Source organism: Reichenbachiella versicolor (assembly GCF_003171675.1).
Classification (GTDB): Bacteria; Bacteroidota; Bacteroidia; order Cytophagales; family Cyclobacteriaceae; genus Reichenbachiella; species Reichenbachiella versicolor.
The window spans coordinates 168,075-188,990 of sequence record NZ_QFZQ01000003.1 but is presented as its reverse complement, the minus strand read 5'-3'; the positions used below and the strand labels follow the sequence as shown (position 1 = coordinate 188,990).

General features: G+C 37.7%; 19 protein-coding genes. 1 reads left to right on the top strand and 18 read right to left on the bottom strand.

The genetic code is table 11. The features are described from left to right. Positions 1 to 61 precede the first annotated feature (61 nt). The 9 genes from DKG80_RS08970 to DKG80_RS08930 all read right to left on the bottom strand — a co-directional run bounded on the left by DKG80_RS08970 (position 62) and on the right by DKG80_RS08930 (position 7,697). The gene (locus DKG80_RS08970; RefSeq protein ID WP_109830998.1) at positions 62 to 412 is read right to left on the bottom strand and encodes a hypothetical protein; all 351 of its coding nucleotides are present in this window, start codon (positions 410 to 412) and stop codon (positions 62 to 64) included. Then, complete coding sequence (locus DKG80_RS08965; RefSeq protein WP_109830997.1) at positions 412 to 972, bottom strand: RNA polymerase sigma factor; 561 nt, start codon at positions 970 to 972, stop codon at positions 412 to 414. Before DKG80_RS08965 ends, DKG80_RS08970 begins: the two co-directional genes overlap by 1 nt. Positions 973 to 975: 3 nt before the next feature. Then, positions 976 to 1,371 carry a DUF6249 domain-containing protein gene (locus tag DKG80_RS08960; RefSeq protein ID WP_109830996.1) on the bottom strand — a complete coding sequence of 132 codons (396 nt, stop codon included), beginning with the start codon at positions 1,369 to 1,371 and terminating at the stop codon, positions 976 to 978. Between the two features lie 93 nt (positions 1,372 to 1,464). After that, on the bottom strand, positions 1,465 to 2,166 hold the full coding sequence (locus DKG80_RS08955) for an L-rhamnose mutarotase (RefSeq protein ID WP_109830995.1): 702 nt from the start codon (positions 2,164 to 2,166) through the stop codon (positions 1,465 to 1,467). A 135-nt stretch (positions 2,167 to 2,301) separates the two neighbouring features. After that, positions 2,302 to 3,558 (bottom strand): L-fucose:H+ symporter permease, encoded by a 1,257-nt coding sequence (gene fucP, locus DKG80_RS08950; RefSeq protein ID WP_109830994.1) that lies wholly within the window; start codon positions 3,556 to 3,558, stop codon positions 2,302 to 2,304. Between the two features lie 146 nt (positions 3,559 to 3,704). Further along, positions 3,705 to 4,727: a zinc-binding alcohol dehydrogenase family protein gene (locus DKG80_RS08945; RefSeq protein ID WP_109830993.1), complete on the bottom strand. Its 1,023-nt coding sequence runs from the start codon at positions 4,725 to 4,727 to the stop codon at positions 3,705 to 3,707. Between the two features lie 121 nt (positions 4,728 to 4,848). After that, positions 4,849 to 5,793 carry an aldo/keto reductase gene (locus tag DKG80_RS08940; protein WP_109830992.1) on the bottom strand — a complete coding sequence of 315 codons (945 nt, stop codon included), beginning with the start codon at positions 5,791 to 5,793 and terminating at the stop codon, positions 4,849 to 4,851. A 58-nt stretch (positions 5,794 to 5,851) separates the two neighbouring features. Then, positions 5,852 to 6,613 (bottom strand): SDR family NAD(P)-dependent oxidoreductase, encoded by a 762-nt coding sequence (locus DKG80_RS08935; RefSeq protein ID WP_109830991.1) that lies wholly within the window; start codon positions 6,611 to 6,613, stop codon positions 5,852 to 5,854. A gap of 1 nt (position 6,614) precedes the next feature. Continuing rightward, positions 6,615 to 7,697, bottom strand: a complete 1,083-nt coding sequence (locus DKG80_RS08930) for a mandelate racemase/muconate lactonizing enzyme family protein (protein ID WP_109830990.1) — start codon at positions 7,695 to 7,697, stop codon at positions 6,615 to 6,617. Between the two features lie 247 nt (positions 7,698 to 7,944). Between DKG80_RS08930 and DKG80_RS08925 the strand changes: the two genes are divergently transcribed. Then, a complete protein-coding gene (locus DKG80_RS08925) occupies positions 7,945 to 8,796 on the top strand; it encodes an AraC family transcriptional regulator (RefSeq protein ID WP_109830989.1) in 852 nt (283 codons plus the stop codon). Positions 8,797 to 8,877: 81 nt separating this feature from the next. On the opposite strand, the gene DKG80_RS08920 is transcribed toward DKG80_RS08925, so the two are convergent. The 9 genes from DKG80_RS08920 to DKG80_RS08875 form a co-directional block, all read right to left on the bottom strand. Then, a complete protein-coding gene (locus DKG80_RS08920) occupies positions 8,878 to 10,713 on the bottom strand; it encodes a sulfatase-like hydrolase/transferase (protein ID WP_109831150.1) in 1,836 nt (611 codons plus the stop codon). A 210-nt stretch (positions 10,714 to 10,923) separates the two neighbouring features. Next, positions 10,924 to 12,183: a competence/damage-inducible protein A gene (locus DKG80_RS08915; RefSeq protein ID WP_109830988.1), complete on the bottom strand. Its 1,260-nt coding sequence runs from the start codon at positions 12,181 to 12,183 to the stop codon at positions 10,924 to 10,926. Between the two features lie 156 nt (positions 12,184 to 12,339). Then, entirely contained in the window at positions 12,340 to 13,170 is an 831-nt protein-coding gene (gene tsf, locus DKG80_RS08910) for a translation elongation factor Ts (protein ID WP_109830987.1), read from the bottom strand. A 188-nt stretch (positions 13,171 to 13,358) separates the two neighbouring features. Beyond that, positions 13,359 to 14,129: a 30S ribosomal protein S2 gene (rpsB, locus tag DKG80_RS08905; protein ID WP_109830986.1), complete on the bottom strand. Its 771-nt coding sequence runs from the start codon at positions 14,127 to 14,129 to the stop codon at positions 13,359 to 13,361. A 29-nt stretch (positions 14,130 to 14,158) separates the two neighbouring features. Continuing rightward, the gene (gene rpsI, locus DKG80_RS08900) at positions 14,159 to 14,545 is read right to left on the bottom strand and encodes a 30S ribosomal protein S9 (protein WP_109830985.1); all 387 of its coding nucleotides are present in this window, start codon (positions 14,543 to 14,545) and stop codon (positions 14,159 to 14,161) included. 5 nt (positions 14,546 to 14,550) lie between these two features. Further along, complete coding sequence (gene rplM / locus DKG80_RS08895; protein ID WP_109830984.1) at positions 14,551 to 14,994, bottom strand: 50S ribosomal protein L13; 444 nt, start codon at positions 14,992 to 14,994, stop codon at positions 14,551 to 14,553. 257 nt (positions 14,995 to 15,251) lie between these two features. Then, positions 15,252 to 16,274 (bottom strand): hypothetical protein, encoded by a 1,023-nt coding sequence (locus tag DKG80_RS08885; RefSeq protein ID WP_109830982.1) that lies wholly within the window; start codon positions 16,272 to 16,274, stop codon positions 15,252 to 15,254. A gap of 36 nt (positions 16,275 to 16,310) precedes the next feature. Then, positions 16,311 to 17,630 carry a RagB/SusD family nutrient uptake outer membrane protein gene (locus DKG80_RS08880; protein ID WP_221409091.1) on the bottom strand — a complete coding sequence of 440 codons (1,320 nt, stop codon included), beginning with the start codon at positions 17,628 to 17,630 and terminating at the stop codon, positions 16,311 to 16,313. 14 nt (positions 17,631 to 17,644) lie between these two features. Then, a complete protein-coding gene (locus DKG80_RS08875) occupies positions 17,645 to 20,908 on the bottom strand; it encodes a SusC/RagA family TonB-linked outer membrane protein (protein ID WP_109830981.1) in 3,264 nt (1,087 codons plus the stop codon). Positions 20,909 to 20,916: the final 8 nt, after the last annotated feature.

Below are 20,916 nucleotides of genomic sequence, written 5' to 3'. Positions count from 1 at the left end.
AATCTGGAAAGATTTTAGCACAATTCTTTGATAGCTCCAGAAAACACAAAACTCTCAACACCTATTTCTTACTCGCTAAGAGTCGTATGACTTTGCCAGATTGATAAAATATTGATACAGCTCCTAGACCTATCAGTAATCCATAGATAGAAGATATCAGTTCTTCAGTACCTAGAGAAGGCATCTCCTCTCCCAATCGAGCTCCAGCGATAGATGTCAGAGTAAAAAGTATGCCTACTATTCCGATCGATACCACCAGTGACAGTACAGACTGGAAGATATTCTTTTCGCGGAGTATATGCCACCCTGCTTTTTGTATTTCTATTCTATGCATGACCTTTTGAGTGAAGTCTTCACTTGGTGAATCATCAGACTTCATTCCCTTAAGCATTGATATTAATTTCTCATCCATTATAGAATACTCTTTAGTTCGTCTTTCAATAAATCTTCCAACACTTTATTGAGCGCCTTACGAGCTCTGTTTAAGTGTACTTTCACGTTACTTTCTTTTTCCGTCATGATTACGGCTACTTCCTTGACAGACATTTCTTCAAGATAATATAAAGACAGTACTAGTGCATATCTTTCGTTGAGTCTATCTAGGGCTTGTCGCAAATACCCTCGTTGTTCTTCTTGCTTTAGTGCAAAGAATCCATCTGGTAAATCACTCTCTCCTACTGACTGATGTTCGTCAATATCGTCCGTCTGAATTCTACTTTTTTTTATCGTATTCAACGAAAGGTTGTACGCTATGCGATACAACCAAGTCGAGAACTTTGATTCAGATTTGAACGTGTCCAGCTTCTGAAAAGCCTTCAAGAAAGTATCTTGAGCGATTTCCTCCGCTGTCTCTGCGTTTTTACAGACTTTGAGACAGATCGAATAGACAAGGCCCTTGTGTCGATCGATCAAAGCTGCAAACGCCTGATGATTGCCTCTTAATACTTGCGTAATGAGATGACGATCTTCCATCTCTTATTGATCCTGCTCTTCTTTCTGCTTCTTACGACCTACGATGATGTAGTGTAATATAAAAGCCATACCTACAAAAAAGGCAATGGATGCTCCCATTGTAACGCCTGAATTGAAACCATGAATATTTTTGAATAAGTTACCTACAAAAAGTCCCAGCCCTACTCCAGCAGCGATCATCCCTTTTTGTAAGCCGTCAGTTCTATCTACTTTTCTATTCTTAGACTCTGCTTCTAGTCTATAGATTTCTGTAAGATCCATTCCTTTCTCTATCATCGCCATTCTCTCACGAGACTTGTTCTTATGATAGTTAAAGAAAATGATGCCCAGCACTATCGCTGGCAAGATAAAAATGGCAAATATTCCAACGAAGGGGATTAAATGTTCTGCGTTTTCCATGACTGTAAAAGTTAATGAATTATTGATTCATCTTCTTTGACATGGAGCGTTCGGAAAAGGTAACAGTGGTATTAGAAAAAAATTGAATTGATTTCAAACTTCGTTCATAGTTTTCCACTTCTCTTGGATGGAGCTATTCGGATCTGTTCGCTGAAACTTAGCAACGAACTCTTGCCATTCGCTTTCGCGAGGCATTGCTTGCCATCTTGGACCTACTTCTTCAAGATCAAAATTGGGAATAGTATCCATGATTAAAATCGCCTGACTTTCATATAGATATATCTCCATATCCTTGACACCAATAGTCTTCATGTTATTGGTAATTTCAGGCCAAGCCATCCCAATACTGTGCACACGCTTGTACTCTGCCATAAGCTCTGGTTCTTGTTCCAAAAGCAATGTCCATACAAACCGTTTATGATCTCCAACATCAGTTTTGAGCTGTCCTTCTTTAGATGAGTGAACATGCTTCTGATTAAACTCATAAATTCTTTCTAATGCTTGATCATGTTTCAATACTTCGAGTCCACTTGCTTTTAATTGCTTCTGAACCGAACCAAACTGCGCATTCTTTTCTAGTACAGCGAATAACTGCTGACTATTAAGATCAGATGAAGCATCTATAATTAGAAAGTAATCATTCTCGATATTGTATGCTTTCAGAGACCATACTCCATCAGTTTTAGTCTCTCTGCTATTTTTCCACTTTTCAGAAGTGAAAAAGCTTTTCACTTCTGTACTATCTGACTGGAAGAAATAAGTGAATCTATGAAAGTTAGAGTGTGTATTATCCATTGTCGTACTGATTATGAAATTCCCTCTATTGTTACAAAATGATTGAGTACTTAATTTCAAATATTCATTCTTATTGCACTTGAGACAATAGAACTCAGCTGTATCCTTGAACTACCTTGAAAATATACTAACGTTCTAACTTATTTTAACCTTGTGCCCCTTCACGGCGAAAAACAGCAAGTAAACATAGCAGATCAATGGAATGATAAAGGAGAATTTAATTCCAATCGTATCGGAGATATAGCCCATCATTGGCGGTACTATGGCTCCCCCAACTATTCCTAACAAAAATACTGACGATCCTGTCTTGGTATATTCCTTAAGGTCAGCCATACTCAAACTAAATATAATCGGATAGATGATCGAAGTAAAGAATCCTACTACTGACAAACAGGCTAAAGAGAAATAACCATTGGTGAGTATTGCCAAAGTCACCATCACAAAAGCACTGATACTACAGAATGCCAATACGTTTTGTGGCTTGAATCTTTTCAAAATATAAACTCCTAACAGTCTACCCAATAACACCAATCCCATGAAAGCAGTAATGAACTGTGCTGACTTTTGTTCGGTGAGTTCAGGTATATTGAACCACTTCGCATATCGTATAATGAAGCTGACAATACCTACTTCCGCACCTACATAAAAGAACTCAGCTCCTACTCCGTACAATGTGTGTTTAAACTTGAATATATCAACCAGGCGTTTCTTATCTCCTCCTTGTTCATCCTCTATTTTGGGTAACTGAATGAAAACAACTACCAAAGCAATCACTACTAGAATACCTCCAAGAATCAAATAGGGAGGCTTGACCAAGTCTGCTTCTCCAGACAAGAATGTCTCTAATTGGGCAGGGGAAAATGCATCTATGGTAGACTGTGGGACATCAACTTCGTGTAAGAAAAGTAATGCTGCTAAAGCCGGCGCAATAGTAGCTCCTACCGAACCTATTGCTGCAGCCATACTTAATCTACTCGAAGCTCCTTCAGGACTTCCTAATTTGGCTACATACGGTGATGCTGTCACTTCCAATATTGCAAATCCAGCTGCCATTACAAATAGTGCCATCAAGAAAAATGGATAAATACGAGTCTCGGCTGCTGGGTAAAACAGAAACGCTCCGAATGCTGCCACCAATAGACCAGTAATCATTCCCATTCTGTACCCTTTCTTTTGGATATACCATCCTGCGGGTAATGCTACAATAAAGTACGCCCCAAAAAATGCTGACTGCACCAAAGACGACTGAAAGTCAGTCAACTGACAGGCTCTTTTTAAATGAGGGATAAGCACATCATTAATATTTCTACTCAGGTTCCAGAAGAACATTAGGGCCATCACTATGATGAGAGGTACTAAGTATTTTGCGTTGCTATCTTTTTTAGTCTCCATTTATTCTGAGAGTTTCTTAATTAATAATCATTTATTCTATCCCTTATGGTTGTCCTGACGTCAGGAAGGATCTTTCTATATGCGACTATGTTTCCTTCCAAAACGCGATGCTTCCTTCGTCAGCATTACGACTTTATATTATAATATCACCTGTAATCAATGATTGCCTTGACCAAGTCACCGCCATAATCATATAACTTCTGGAATTGCTCGGGTACATCATCGAAGTCCATTCGATGAGTCACGTAGGATTCTGGATTGATTTTACCTGCCTCTATTAAGCGAATGATTCTACTAAAATCACCACTCATCGCTGCACGACTAGCTTTAAGAGTTAATTCCTTTTTATGAAAATAAGGATCATTAAAAACCACATCTCCTTGGAACAAACCAATGAATACGACTGTACCTCCAGCAGCTACATACTTGAAAGTGTTTAGCATTGATTTAGGATTTCCTGTTGCATCCAGGACTACAGTTGGTAGGTCTCCATCCAAGAGCTTCATTAAATCCTCTTCGATTTGATCCGACACCAATACCATGTCTTTGACTTGAGTAATTTCTTGTGCTTTCTTCAGTTTGCCTGCTTCAATATCCATCACTATAACTCTAGCTCCTGTCAACTGCGCAAACTGAATGGTTCCTAACCCTATTGGTCCAGCTCCAATTACTAGTACGATATCATCATGTTTGATATCTGCTCTATCTACCGCATGACATCCTATCGCTAATGGTTCGATTAGTGCCAACTGATCATCTGATAATTTATTGGATGGATGAAGAAACTGAGCTGGGATCACCATTTGCTCTTGCATTCCTCCATCTACATGTACCCCTAGTACTCTCAGGTGTTCACCACAGTTAGTCAACCCTCTTCGTACTGCCTGACCGATCTTTTCATTGTAATAGGGCTCTACTGAACATCGGTCACCTACCTTGACATTATTCACTTCCTGACCGATAGCCAGCACTTCCACAGCCAACTCATGTCCTAAAACCCTAGGATACTCAAAAAAAGGCTGCTGTCCTTTGAAGGCATGTAGATCTGTCCCACATACACCCATTTTATTGATTTGGACGAGTGCATCACCTGCTGCCAAAACCTGTTCCGGCTGATTGGCATCATACTTTTCCCAACTTCCCGGTTCTTTAAGTCTAATTACTCTCATTTTTCTTTATTGTTTGGAGTATCTCATTAAGTCATGACTATTAGGAAGTGATAGAACTTCTCAGCTTATCTATTTGTTCAATACCTATATAAAAACCTTCATTCTCTAGCATGACATTAGATTATTCGGTCTCACCAAGTATTAAATCCGTAACCTCCTCAAAAGTCTCTTCGTCCAACTTTCCCAACTTCCAGTCTGAAATAGTTGACTGAATTTGCTCTAGGTTTCTAGCCCCCATCACTACACGGTCTGCCTCTTTAATTGAGAATAAATAGCGCTGTGCTAAAGTCGCTAGAGGCATATCCAATCTATCCGCAATGGCTTTTACTTTCGTAGCATTCGCCAAATCTGATTCCGTAATCCATTCGCCATCTACTCCATCTTTCAGGTATTGCTCATATCTATTTCCTAACAATGAAAAGTGTAGCGCAGATGCCGCATAATAAGCTATCCCTTCTTCTTGGAATTGTTGAACCTGTCCTTCAAATGCTGACAGATTACATGCATCCATCTTTAAAAAACCTGATACCACATCAAAGTTCTCTTTCTTGACATAAGGCATGAAAGTTGCATTTGGATTCCCTCCTACGCCTAGTCGCTTTACCAGTCCTGCTGCTTTAAATTCCTTCAAGGTATCGATAGCCCTTTCTATTTGATCAGAAGGCACTAGTTGAGGTTCATGCAAAAACAGTAGATCAATGCTTTCCAAACCCAATGTTTCAAGACTATTGTCTAAGCTGTTTTTCATTCCCTCTTCCGAGTAATCAAGTTTTATTTCGAAAGCATCTTTTCCTTTCAGACGGCCTATTTTAGTACTGACAAAAGGCTTTTCTCCTTTCCACTGTTTCAAGGCTTGACCAACATATATTTCCGAATTGGCATAAGATGGTGCTGTATCCAATACTGAAATTCCATTTTCGAATGCATAAAGTAAAGCTTCTACTGATTCTCCAGCATCTACTTTTCCCCAAACTCCACCAAGTCCAGATGTGCCATATACTAGTCTACTGCCTCCGTCAAAGGCTTCACTGATTTGATAATCTTCTATGTATGTTGGTCTATTCATTTTCTACTTTTGCGTTAAAATCCTCCTTTCCTCTTCAAAGGAGGAATTAAATGGGCAACTAAAAATTAACAGTTGCCCCACCATCCACTGGCAATACTACTCCTGTGATATATCTTGCTCCTTCTGAGCTTAAGAAGACTGCAGCATTACCGATATCACTAGTCTGACCAAAACAGTCCATTGCTATTCTATTGGTGATTTGCTGTTTACGATGTGAGTCTTGATTAATAGCGTTTAGGAACATATTGGATTCAATCCACCCTGGTGCTATTGCGTTGACACGAACATTACTCGTAGAATACTCCGTCACTAAAGCATTTACTAAACCTGTCAACGCCGTTTTAGATGTACCATAAGCTACTACCTTATCAATACCAAATAGTCCAGCCATAGAACCTATCATGACGATGGAGCCACTCTTTCTCTCCAACATATACTTTGCACACTCACGAGTCAAGGCAAATACGCTCATCACATTAGTTTGAAGGATACGCTCAAAGTCTTCATCAGTAGTTTCCTGAGCCATTGCCTTGTGATGAATACCTGCGTTATTGACCAATATATCAATAGCACCTTCCTTCTTTTCTATGTCCTCTACCAAAGAGGGAATACCTGCTTTATCAGTGATATCATTGACTCTATAAGTAGCGTTTTCACCTAGCTCGTCTATAGCTTCTTTTAAAACCTCTTCTCTACGTCCAGTGATTACGACCTTAGCGCCTGCTTCCACCATAGCTTTTGCAATACCTAAGCCAATACCAGTTCCTCCTCCTGTAACTAGGGCAAGCTTCCCTTCTAATGAAAATACATTGAGTCCCATATTACTTTATCTCAGTTAGTTTGTCTTCAATAAAGTTAAAACCCCAGCCTGGTAATTCATGTGGAATAGCATATCCATCTTTTACTACCATAGGGTTATCAATTAACGGATCTACCCAGTCAAATGACTCTGCTCCGACACCATTTGGAATAGTACACAATAGCGGTACATCGTAATCTTTATAATAATGTGGCAAGACTGGTAAGTGGAAACTATGTGCTAGTGCAGCACTTTCTCTCCAAGCTTCTACACCACCGATTCGTAATATATCTGGCTGCCAAATATCTAATGCATTTCTTGTCACAAGCTCTCTCAACGGCAACGTATCAAATTCTCTTTCTCCCATTGCCAGAGAGATCCCTGTTTGGTTTTTCAGAATTTGATATGCTTGAAAATCTTGGTGATTTACTGGTTCCTCAAACCAATGGATATTAATATCTTTAGCTGCATTAGAAAGCTTTACTGCTGATGGTAAATCCATTCCTTGATTGGCATCCATCATGATATCTACCTTATCACCTACAGCTTCCCTTACTTTTTTAAGTCTTTCTAGATCGGTACTGACTTTTGGAGAGCCTACCTTGATTTTCACTGCTTTAAAACCTCGATCTGCATAGCCTGTAACTTCCTCTATCAACTCATCGATCGTATATGATATCCAGCCTCCACTGCCGTAGATATTTACTTTCTCCTTAGTTACTCCTAAAAGTCTATGTATTGGTTGCCCTTGTGATTTACCCCATGCATCCCACATTGCAATATTCACAGCTGCTTGAGACCATCTTAGTAATCCTTGATTTCCAAAATATTCGAATTGATCTTCAAGCTTTTGATATACTAATCCCGTTTCATTGGCTTTAAACCCTTTGATGGCTGGAATTACATCTTTTAATGCGCCGATAATGGCATTTGGAGAATACTGGAAAGACAAAAGATAAGATTCTCCAATAATACCGTTTTCCAACTGTATCCTCATCACAACAAAGGAAATCTCAGTCAAGGTATGCGTAGCATCAGAAATCGGTTTTTTCAACTCGGAAGAAGCCTTGTAGATTTTGACATCTCTTATAGCCAGATCATTCATAGCAATTTCATTAATAATTGTAGGACAAAGGTCTTATCAAGAGTCTGAGATTCGATACAGCATACAGCACTTCTTATGTACTATTTTGACTATTTAGTTATTGATTTAGTGTTAATAAACTAATAATTGTCAACTTGACTTATCTTTCCTCTTAATCTATTCTTGAAACATTCACTTTATACTACCCTAACCATAAGCAAATGGGTATGGTCAAGACCTCTCTATAATCAAGACTTAAAATAATAATATGAAAGCACACTTAAGAGAAGTCACTACAGCGCCTGACCGATCTTTTAAGGTCAAGGTATATGAAGATAAAGAATTCCAAGCCGAATGGCACTTTCACCCTCAATATGAATTGACCTATATGATACAAAGTACGGGCATTCGATATGTGGGTGATTCGATGCACCCTTTTGAAAAAGGGGACTTAGTATTGGTGGGAAGAAACGTCCCTCACTCTTGGAAGACCATTGATACTAAAAGTGAACACGTAAAATGCGTCATTATTCAATGGGATGAGTCCTTACTGAAAGACTGGCTGGAAAAACCTGAACTAACAGCAATCAAAGCATTACTGCAAAAATCATCTCATGGAGTAGCTTTTGATATTGGTACTGCTCTTTCTTTAGAAGAATCATTCGCCTCAATCATTAAGCAAAACCCCTTCGATCGATTACTTACTTTCTTGGATATATTAAACACGCTTGCTACAAAAGCTTCAACTGAATTACTGGCAGGTCCAGGATTTGGGAAAGCATTATCATCAAAAGAAAGCCACCGTGTCAATGTCATCAATAACTATATCAAGGACAACATCCTTGAACAGCATTCGCTAGAAGACCTTTCAGAACAGCTTGCACTAAGTAAAGAAGCCTTTTGTAGGTTCTTTAAAAAGACTTTTGACAAAACATTTACGAACTATGTCAATGAATACAAAGTCACTATTGCCAGCAAAATGCTAATCGAGACAGATCTATCTGTATCAGAGATAGGTTATCGTTCTGGCTTCAATAACCTTTCCTTCTTCCATAGACAGTTCAATAAGTATAAAGACATGTCTCCAAAATCTTATAGACAGCAGTATCAAAGAATATGAGGTTGCTAATAAGAAACCTCATATAAAACAGAACCTCTCTCGTGTCACTATGGGTGACATATTTACCGTGTATAGCACAGCTTAATAATTTACCGGAGGAATCAAGCCTACAGGTATATCCAATTTCTTATCATCAGATCCAGATGCAAAATTACTCAACGCGTAGCTATTAGGCTTAGTCCAATCACATTCGACTCTACCATCACCTAGCACTATCCTCCCCAACTTATTTCTAAACCAATCAGCCAAATCTCTATACTCTTGTTCATTGGCTACATTCTCCTTTTCTAAAGGATCCTTTCGAAGATCGTACAAGGCTAAATCAGCCTTAGGTCTATCACATGTCAGTGCCCACATAATGTCTTTGTTGAGGTCTTCAGTATAAGCTACATCCCAGCGATCACGTGTTCGCATACTAAAAGCAAAATCTTTGTTTCTCATATAGGCACGATGTCCACATACTACGTTGACCTCTCCTATGATATACTCACGTTTAGTTTCTTCTGGTTTTTCAATTACTCTCGATAAATCATACCCATCTAAATAACTAAACTTCTGCTGTTCAATATCTACGCCTGCAGCTGATAGCATCGTAGGTACAAAATCTACGAACTCTACCATATCAGTCACCACTCTTCCTTCGGGAAACTTCTCTTTATTTGACGCTACTATAATTGCTGCGTTATGGACAGACTGCTTCCAAGGCCCAAACTTCGCCATAATGCCTTGTTCACCGAGATGCCAACCATGATCACCTACAGTAAAAACAATCAGGTACTCTTGATTGTTTTTCTTACAGTACTGCTTAAATGCCTCAACGGACTCTCCAATCAATGCATCTCCATATGCACAGAAGGCGTAATAATCTCGAATAGCTTGTAGTTTCTCTGCATTTGTCATTTGATCCGTCTTACACTCATTGTAAAGCGTCACTAACTGTGGAGGAAAATTCGACAGTTCATCGGTACTAAATTCTGGGATGTTATACTTTTTCTTCTTGAACTTATCTCTGAACTCCTTTGGTGGGAGTACCGGAGTATGGGGTAGATGAAAACCCAAATTGATCATAAGTGGCTTGTGACTATCTGCTCCTCTAACTTCTTTTCCCGCCAAAGTTTTGAAATCCTGATCTTGATTGGCTAAATAGTTTTTGAGTTCTTCAACTATATAACCATCCACCGTTTTACCTGCAGGCATAGGATTCTCTCCTCCTAATATTAACCCTGTGTTTATGCGAGTGTAGGCTCTTAAAATATTAAAGTCCTTTTCTACTTTGGTTTTAATTTCCTTATCCTCCTGAGGTATTTCACCATCATCTTTCAATGTCAAATAGGTAAACTTTGTTCCGTCCGGGTATAATGCAGTCTCTTTTAGTTGATGCAAAGTCAATATTCCTTCAGGAAATGAATACTTCGCCCCTGCTCCGAAAATATCTCCAAAACCTCGTTGCTGTAAATCTCGAGAAAAATTGATTGTATGATCATAGAACCCTTTATCTCCGTCCTTGTGCCTAATTCCCCAACCTGTCTTTCCAAATACAGCCGTACCATATCCTTCCTCTCTTAAAGTCTGAGAAACTGTCGGTTTCACATGACCTGCTGTCTGATGTGATTTAAATTTATAATGCCCACTACGAAACGGATATCTTCCAGACTGCATAGAACTACGAGACGGTGTGCACATAGGAGAATTACAATAGGCATTCGTGAACAATGTTCCCTCTTTACATAATTCATTTATATTAGGAGACAATACGTAACCTAAAGGACTCTCACTCTTCCCTGTAGTCACTTCATTGTAATACTCTATTGCATCAGCTCTGTGATCATCTGTTATTACCCAAAGGATATTGGGTTTCTTCTGTGCTGATAAATTGAACCCCAAAACCAGCAATAGAATAGTTAATATTTTTTTCATAATGGCACTTTTCATTCAGATACAAATTATGCTTCCGAATCCTAAAGTACCATATCAGCCTACATTCATTGAGATAGTTTTGTGTCGATTTAGGAAATGTTGAGACATTATTCAGTTAGTTCTATAAATTAGAATAAAGGAATAATTTCTTTTTTAAAAGCACCTAATACCAGTCTATATAGAGTCTAAATGAAAATTCAACGATGAGTATTACTTATGAGTATCACCTGACAATACTAAACGTACAAAGTCCAGAGCGTGAGTAGCAGTTGCTTCAATATTAAGTTGACGAGTACCAACAAGGTTGAGTTTGTGTGTAAATACTTTCTTACCATAGGCTAAACCTAACCAGACGGTACCTACAGGTTTCTCTTCTGAACCTCCTCCTGGCCCAGCTATACCAGTAGTTGCAACGGCAATATCAACCCCTAGTTTCTTCTGAGCATTAAGTGCCATTTCTGTCGCTGTTTCTTCACTAACTGCCCCATAAGCTTCCAGTGTCTTTGGTTTTATACCTAATATATCTTTCTTAATATCATTATGATAAGACACGATCGAACCTCTATAATACTCAGAACTACCTGCCACAGAAGTAATCTTATGTGCTAAAAATCCTCCTGAACAACTCTCCGCTGTACCAATAGTAAGCCCCTTAGACTTCAAGGTTTCTCCTATTGCATCTTCGATTTCCATATCACCAAACCCAAACACATACTTTTGAATAATTGGAAGAACTTTTTTGACCTGCTTTTCCATTTCTAGCTCTAGACCATATTTATCCTCTCCAATACCTGTTAACCTCAATCTTACCTGACCTTTCCTCGGTAAATAGGCTAGTGACAAAAAATGTGGTAATGCATCTTCCCAATCCGCAATCATCTCTGATAACCATGATTCTCCTATTCCAATCGTCCTGATCACTTTATGATGAATTACTGGTAATCTAAACTTCTCCTTAATCTTTGGAATCACAGACCGTTCAACCATGGCTTTCATCTCAAATGGTACTCCAGGCATCGACACAACTACCTTCCCTTTGTAATTAAACCACATACCAGGTGCAGTACCTCTATCATTTGTAATTTTTACACAACCTTTAGGTAAATATGCCTGCCCCCTGTTAAGGTCGGTCAGTTCCTTATTGTACTTCTTGAATATCTCTTCTACATCCAGCAGTGCACTAGTATTCAACTCTAGAGGCATCTGAAAATATTCTGACAGAGTATGCTTAGTCAAATCATCCTTTGTTGGACCTAACCCACCTGTTAATAAGATAATATCAGCACGATTTAGAGACTCATCCATAGCCTGTTTTATGTCTTCAGCCGTATCTGAAATTGAATACTTGCGCTTTACTCTCACCCCGATTTCATCTAATCGTTCACTAATCCATTGGCTATTAGTATCTACAATCTGCCCATAAAGTATTTCATCTCCGATGGTGATAATGTCAGCTAGTACTTGTTTCATTTAAGAGAAGTTTATCGAATTAAATTATTAAGGTTGACTAAGCTAAAGACGAGGTTCCTTAAACTTCGTTTCGTTAGTCAATAGAAATATTCTGGTACAAAAAAACCCATTCCGACAAGGTCGAAATGGGTTTTCAATTTAGATATATCTAATCGATTATCCGATGTTGATTCTCTTGAATTCAGCAACGGTTAAACCTTTAGAAACACCATCCAAGTATTGAGAAATACTTTGTTTGTTGTCTTTTACAAATGCTTGGCTTAATAGAGTGTTCTCTTTGTAGAACTTATTCAATTTACCCATAGCGATTTTTTCAAGCATAGCTTCAGGCTTTCCTTCTTGTCTCGCTTGTTCTTTTCCGATTTCGATCTCTTTCTCAACTACAGAAGCATCTACTCCATCTTTATCAAGAGCAACAGGGTTCATAGCAGCAATTTGCATAGCTACATCTTTACCAGCTTCTACTACATCAGTACCGTTAGTGTTTTTCAAAGAAACTAGAACTCCAAGTTTTCCTCCCATGTGTACGTAAGGTACGATTACTTCGCCTTCCATTACCTCATAAGCGATAACGTCAAGTTTCTCACCGATCTTACCAGTCATGTCAACAATCTTCTCAGCGAAAGTTAAATCACCTGCTTTTAAAGCTTTCAAAGCTTCGATATCAGCTGGCTTATTTTCGAAAGCTGCAGTAGCGATCTCTTCGCCTAAAGCTACGAAATCAGCGTTTTTAGCCACGAAATCAGTTTCGCAAGTGAAAGCTACAGCTACACCAGTAGTTTGGTCAGCGTTAGTTTTAACAAAAACAACACCTTCAGTAGTTTCTCTGTCAGCTCTAGCTGCAGATACTTTTTGACCTTTTTTTCTTAGAACTTGAATTGCTGCGTCGAAATCACCATCAGTCTCAACCAATGCTTTCTTACAGTCCATCATTCCAGCTCCGGTCATTTTTCGAAGCTCGTTTACTTCTTTAGCAGAAATTGACATTTGTATATTCTTTTAGATTTTTCTTGTTAAAGTTTGATTCATCACAGTGTCAAATCGAAAACAGAATTGGTATTTTAAATACCAACATTATCATCCATTGGACTCCATGTAAACAAAAATTGAACACTGCCACGACTTAGTCATCGTTACAGTGTTCAACATTATATTATCATACTATAAAGTACTCGTTATTCAGCTTTCTCAGCGGCTGGAGTGTCTACAGCAGCTTTTTCAGCAGCTCCTTCTTTCTCCTTTTGCTCATCTCTATCCTTTTTGCGCTCAGCTAATGCCTCTTCTACTTGAGAACCGATGAATTTCATCAATAACTCAATAGACTTGTAAGCATCATCGTTTGCTGGGATAGGGAAATCAACTTGATTTGGATCAGAGTTAGTATCTACTAATGCAAATACTGGAATGTTAAGCTTTTGTGCTTCTTTGATCGCAATATGCTCTCTTTTGATATCCACTACGAATAATGCAGCTGGAAGTCTAGTCAATTCAGAGATACCACCTAGTACTCTTTCTAACTTCACCTTCTCTCTGCTGATCATTAGTCTTTCTCTCTTAGCAAGTGCTTTGAAAGAATCCTCTTTCATCATCTTATCGATAGAAGACATTTTCTTTAATGACTTACGAATAGTAGCGAAGTTGGTCAACATACCACCTAACCATCTATCAGTTACGTAAGGCATTCTCAATTTTTGAGCTTCAGTAGAAACGATCTCTCTCGCTTGCTTTTTTGTAGCAACGAACATCACTTTTCTTCCTGATTTTACGATCTGCTTGAGTGCGTTTGACGCTTCTTCGAGGCACTCTAGCGTTTTATGTAGATCAATGATATGGATACCGTTTTTCTCCATAAAGATGTACGGTGCCATTCTTGGATCCCACTTTCTCGTCATGTGTCCGAAATGAACACCAGCGTCAAGTAAGTCTTTATGCTCTAATTTGGCCATTTAACTTGTGTATATATAATAATTGAATATTAACGCTTGCTGAACTGGAACGCTCTTCTTGCTTTTCTTCTACCTGGCTTCTTACGCTCAACCATTCTAGGGTCTCTTGTAAGGAATCCTTCTTTCTTCAAAGGAGGTCTGTGCTCAGGGTTGATTTCTGTCAAAGCTCTAGAGATAGCCAATCTGATTGCCTCAGCTTGACCTTTCATTCCTCCTCCTTGTACGTTGACTTTAATATCAAAATTTCCGTCTTCTTCAACTAGTACTAGTGGTTGCTTAACGATAGTTTGGTAAATCTCGAATGGGAAATACTCTTTCAAATCCCTGTTGTTTACCTTCACTTCACCTTTACCAGAACCTAAATAAAGTCTAGCAACAGATGTTTTTCTTCTTCCAATGGTATTTACTACTTCCATTCAGATTATAGTTTTACTTCTTTAGGAGTTTGCGCCTCATGCTTGTGCTCTGCACCTTCGTACGCAAACAAATTATTGAACAAGGCTCTTCCTAATCTGTTCTTTGGAAGCATACCTCTTACTGCTCTCTCTACTAGGATAGTAGAAGACTTAGCCATTACCTCATTAGGAGTTTGGATTCTTTGACCTCCTGGATATCCAGTGTGTCTTACCAATTCCTTATCAGTCCATTTCTTACCAGTCATCTTAATCTTGTCACAGTTAACAACGATTACGTTATCACCACAATCAACGTTTGGAGTATAACCTGGCTTATGTTTTCCTCGGATCATCTTAGCTACTTCACTAGCCAATCTCCCCAATACTTTTCCTTCAGCATCAACGACTACCCAGTTCTTTTCCGCTGTAGTACTGTTGACTGTTGCTGTTTTATAACTTACTGAATCCACTTTATATAACGATTTTTATAGTCAAAATCCAACGCCCTCCGAAAAGGGGACACAAAATTAGACTTTTAATATTTGAAAACAAAACTGTGCCACTAATTACTTCACTAGAAACGCTGATTATCATTTCAGAACAATTTGTATTTCAACAAATTGACGTAAATAGACTGCTGCTAATACAAAACCACTTGCTTATAAAAGCTAAAAAGGCAGCCTTTGTACTCAAAAGGCTGCCTCCAAAAACAACTATCGATTAAATTTTACTCAAAGTAGGTGTAGGTCTTACTAACGGTAGCCAAACCATCAAAATAAGTATAGTTGGCTGATATAGGATATCCATCTTCGTTGTATTCATACACAATATCATCATCTGATAATGTACCTGAAATAGGATTGTTTTCATTCACAGACTGTATACCTATGTTTATGTCAGCATATGCAGATGGATAAAGTGGTTTAAAAGGATTCCTTTTATCATCATATGTTGCAACAGACTCTTGATTAGAGTTTATTTCCTTTACTACGTTTCCACTTTCTATTGTAAATTCATCACTTGATTTAAAATTGTCATCTGTTAGATCAGTTCTTTCCGATTTTAATAGCAATCCAATAGCATCATATGTATACACATAGGTATATGTCAACTCATCGTTTAATGTATATTCTGAACTAATAATCTGACCAACCGTATTGTAAGTGTAAATAGTACTTCCTAAATCATCCCCACTTTCGGTTTTCTCTTCTACTACTTGATTTTTATCATCGTAGACGAATGTTGTTTTAGTTTTAGTCTCTTCACCAAATAAGACTGTACTTTTATTAGTCTCAATTACAAAACCCGACTCGTCAGAATACTTATACGTGGTTGTAGAATTTCCTCTAAATGGGTCTTCTACTGTATATGTATCCAATTTTGAACCACTACCAACTTCACCTCTTATTGTTACTGTAACGTTGTAAGACTTTATTTCACCGTTTTCGGCAGTTACTTTGAATTCAATTGACTCGCCATCTACAAAATCTATCACACTTCCAGATGCAGGCTCTACCGTTGCGTTTTCAGAAACTGTTACTGTAACAGTTTTACCTGTAACATCAGTACCAAAAGGTACGCTGACAGAAATATCATCTCCAAATTCATAATTGACAGGATCCGCATCACCGAAATCAATTTCGAAAGACTCAATGGTGTTTAAGTTTGACTTGCTAGGCTCATCTTCTGTGCAAGCTATGAATCCTAAGGTTAAGGCAATTAAAACCAATACTGACTTGATTATTCTCATAATGCTAATTTTTATGTTTAAAAACTGTTTAATAGGTTATAGGTCTGGATTGTTAATTATGGCGTCCTGAGGAAATGGCAAAGTATACCGTTCATCATTTTGCTCTAACACATAAGTAGTCCCATCAAACAATCTTGTAATTTTCTTTTGAGTAGTTCTTCTCAAGTCATTCCAGCGATGCCCTTCTAAAGCAAATTCGCGTTGACGTTCTATGAGAATTTCTTGTATTAAGTCATCTGCATTGAGTGGTTCGACTCTATTTTTATAGGCTTCCAAGCCGGCAGGAGTGTATCTATTTTCTAGGAGCTGGTACAGGTACCCTTTACTTAAATTCAAGTTTTGATCCCCTCCAAGTCTGGCATATGATTCCGCCAAAATCATGTAGAGTTCCGCAGTTCTAAAGGTGCATTTAAAATTATCAAGAGTACCTTTTTTGGAACTATAATTTCCATCTGAATTTTCTTTGAAATAGTTAGAAAACCTTTTGTCTTCTAACTGATCATAATTAGTGATCAATTCATCAGAAACGTGAGCATTTTGAATAATGTCTAATGAGACAACTAGATCTAATGCCAGTATGGACTCTATAGAATTATATTCAGATGACATGATTGATTCATCAACATTTAAATCCATCAAATCTGGCTTTATAGCTAACGCTTCTAAGGCTAGATCAATAGATTGTTGCCATTTCTTTTGAAAAAGAAAAACCCTTGCCTTGAAACTCTTAATGGCTACAAGGGAGAATCGATAATTAAACCCTATCTCTTGTTGTTCAATGTTTAATCGTTTTTCAGATTCCTCTATGTCGCTTATAATTAACTTGTAAACTTCCTCTATGGACTCTTTAGCAAATCTCCTTTCAGAATCATACTCTGTAACGATAGGAACACCTTCATCTGATATTGCGTTAGATTCATCGTAAGGCTTTCCATATAAATTTACTAAATCAAAATACTGAAGAGCTCTTAAGGCATAAGCCTCTCCTACTAATTGATCAATATCTTCTTGATCTCCAGTTATCTCTTTCTCGTTCTGTATTACATGATTGGTATAAAAGATGACCGTGTAAAAAACAGCATAAGGAAAATCAATAGTATTTAAATTAGGATTTAAATCATTCCAAGTATAGATATCCTGATATTGATCTACTCCTAACTCATCTCCATTTAAAGTGATTTCATCAGCCCTATAAGTAGTTAATATCTTATGTTGTTTAGGGAATGAATATGCCGCTGTCAAAAAGCTTCTATACTCCTCTACCGATTTAGGAATAACCAATCCAACTGGTTCTATATCCAAATAATCATCACAGCTAATCATTAGTACTCCTATAATCCAACTAATTTGTGCCATCTTTTTCATCATAATTAAAACGATACCTTTAAACCTGTAGAAATCATTCGAGGAATCGGCTGTGCATATTGACTACCGTAAGTTTCTGGATCAAAGAAGTTTTCAATCTTCGTACCAAAAACAAATAAGTTTCTTCCCTCAACAAAAACCCTAGCTGAAGAAATATTAAGTTTTTTAAGTGCTTGATTAGGTAGATTATACCCTAATCGAATGCTATTAATTCTGACATATGAGATTTCCTTAATCCAAATATCAAAATGATCGTAAGTGTTTCCTACGTCAAATGAGTTAAACCATCTATATACCAGCTCAGTATCAAACCCTCTTGATTTTCTCCCTATCAATCCTGGTAAACTACCTTCACCAGCAGAAAGAATTTCAGTACTATAGTTTAACCGAGGGCTAGTTACTGTCATATTATATGATGGTAATCTCCGCACTAGTTGTTTGAAGCTAAAATTGGCAGATATTTGTAAATCAAATGGGCCGTAACGAAATGTGTTATTCAATCCTCCAGTAAACTTAGGAGCAGCATCACCTATATAAGTATATAAATTTCTATGTTCTTCTCTAGTCAGCTGACTTCCATCCGTACCTTCAGCTAAATTGTAAAACTCAACAGCAGTTAAAGTTCTTCCATCTTTTTTAAACAAGGGTAAGCCATTACTATCTACCCCATCTGTCTTGATTGCAAAAACAGCATCTGCACCATATCCCTTTCTTGAAGGGGTAAATTCTTCTTCCCTTATTTCTATTTGATTGACTTTACTCTTATTGGATGAGATGTTAAAAGCTGTAGACCACCGAAAACGTTTATTAGATACATTGACAGTATTTAAAACAATCTCGAATCCTCTGTTACTAATTGTCGCCCAATTAGTATTGATAAAGTTAAAACCTGATTCTAATGGCACAGATCTAAATCCAATGATATCTGTACTCTTACGATAATAATAATCACTAGTAAGAAATACTCTATTCCCCCATAGCCCAAGATCAAATCCTAGATTGATAGAAGTGGTTTTTTCCCATCTTAAATCGGCATTTGGTGCGCCTGTGGTTCTAATAACCTCCTCTTCTATCCCTGGTAAAACACTCTCTGTATTAAAAGTCCCTATTACAAAAGGGGATGTAGTTTTATCGATATTTCCTTGTATCCCATACGATACTCTGAATTTTAGAATATCTAAATAACTACTACTAAAAAAACTCTCGTTTGATAGCGTCCAAGCACCTGCAACAGACCAGATTGGCAGATACCTGAATTTTGGATTTACTCCAAACAGATTGGATCCATCATATCTTAAACTGCTGTATATCGAATACTTACTACTATATATATATGATAGAGTCCCAAAAAAAGAAGTAAAAGCATCATGTGCCACAAACTTTTGATATTGTTTAAAACCAGAATTCGTTAATACTAAATCATTAGTGATTGGAATTGATGTCAAAGTATTAGGATTAAACCCAAATGCTTTATTATCTATATCTGTATTAGTTCTTTCTCTAAACTCAGTCCCTATTAGTATATCAACATCGTGTCTATCGAAAAACAACTGCCCATAGTTTGCTGTAGTTTTCCAAGTATATTGAAAGGCATTAGAGTTTGAGTTCTGAATAATTCCTCCTTTGGGCAGGTAAAACAAATCCTCTCCAGATGAATCTGTGTACTTAGACCTTAATTCAAATTTTCTAGTGAAATAACTATTCTCATCTGAGAACTGCTCTGACCTTTCATTGTCAAACTGAAGTCCTAGCTGAGTAGATAATCTTAAACCTATATTCGTTCGTAAATCAAGATTAAAAATTGACTTAAACGAATTTGCAATTAACTCATTACTTGTATTTTGCCTTTCTTCGAGTACATTATAGTCAAGATCAACATCAGAAATCTCAGTAAGGTCTGGATCATAAATGAAATCACCATTCTCGTCCCGTAATCCTAAATATGGGTTTACATTTCTCACATATGCCGCTGGACTGGTTATAGCATCTCTTTCCCTTAAATAAGAGTAGGTTTTATTTTGACTTCCAAATAATGCTGCTCCAAATTTTAAATAGTTGTTAAGAGAATAGGTATTCTTAACGGTAAGGTTAAACCTCCTTTTGCCAGCTCCTATAGTTGCTGCTTGTTCATCATAATAACCAGCTGAGAAGTAATACACATTTTTGTCATTCCCTCCTGACATGCTCAAACCATATTGCTGATTAATTGTTGTTCGATATAGCTCTTCTCCCCAATTGGTATTCGTTGTTCTAAGTTTATTAATGGCGGCTTGGGCTTCTGGACTTAAACCTGAAAAACCTTTTTCAGCTAAATCGTCATACTCTCCCAATGAATTGAGTATCCGAGCTACTTCCCCTCTTTCTGATTGATAGTCTAAATCTGGTCTACTTGCTAAGAAAAGCTCAAAATCTACTTTTTGAGATGAATTCATTAAATTGAGCTTACTAAAATCCGGGCGTTGAGTGATAAAAGTAGCTGCGTTGATATTAATCCTATTTTTCCCTTTTTCACCTGTCTTTGTAGTTATTACGATAACGCCGTTTGCTGCTCTGGCACCATATATCGAGGTAGCTGCTGCATCTTTCAATACTGTTATACTTTCTATATCATCTGGGTTGATACCTGCAATTGGGTACGTTTTCAGCTGATCAATATTATCTTTATCAGTAAAATCGCTGGGTACTTGATTACCGTCAAGCGGTATTCCATCCAATACCCAAAGAGGGTCTGAAGATCCATTCAAAGTTGCTGTACCTCTAATCCTGATTTTAGCAGGTGCTCCTGGGGCTCCATTGGTTGGTTGTACCCAAACACCTGCTAACTGACCAGCAAGCATTTGATCTACGTCTGCCACTCCTACTTGCTTGATATCCTTAGCCTCCACTTTGACATAAGATGAAGTTGCTTTTCGCAAAGTAGTCTCTTGATATCCAGTGGTAACAATCTCATCCAGCATTTGTACTGATAGCTTAAGAGAGATCTTTAAATCATTAGTCTGCTGGTCGATTTTAATTGTTTGTGTTTCATATCCTGTAAATGAAACGATCAGATTTTTTGCTTGCTCAGGGACTTCAAATGAAAACTTTCCATCAATATCCGTCAGTCCTCCAACTACTGAACGCTCCTGTTCTACTGCTGTAAGAGACACGTATACAGAAGCACCTATAATAGGTTCTTGATTCTCAATATCAATTACCTGACCGCTTACTTGCTTTTGAGCAAAAGCAGCTATCGGAAAGAGTAGGAATATGTAGATCAGATGCTTCATCATATCTC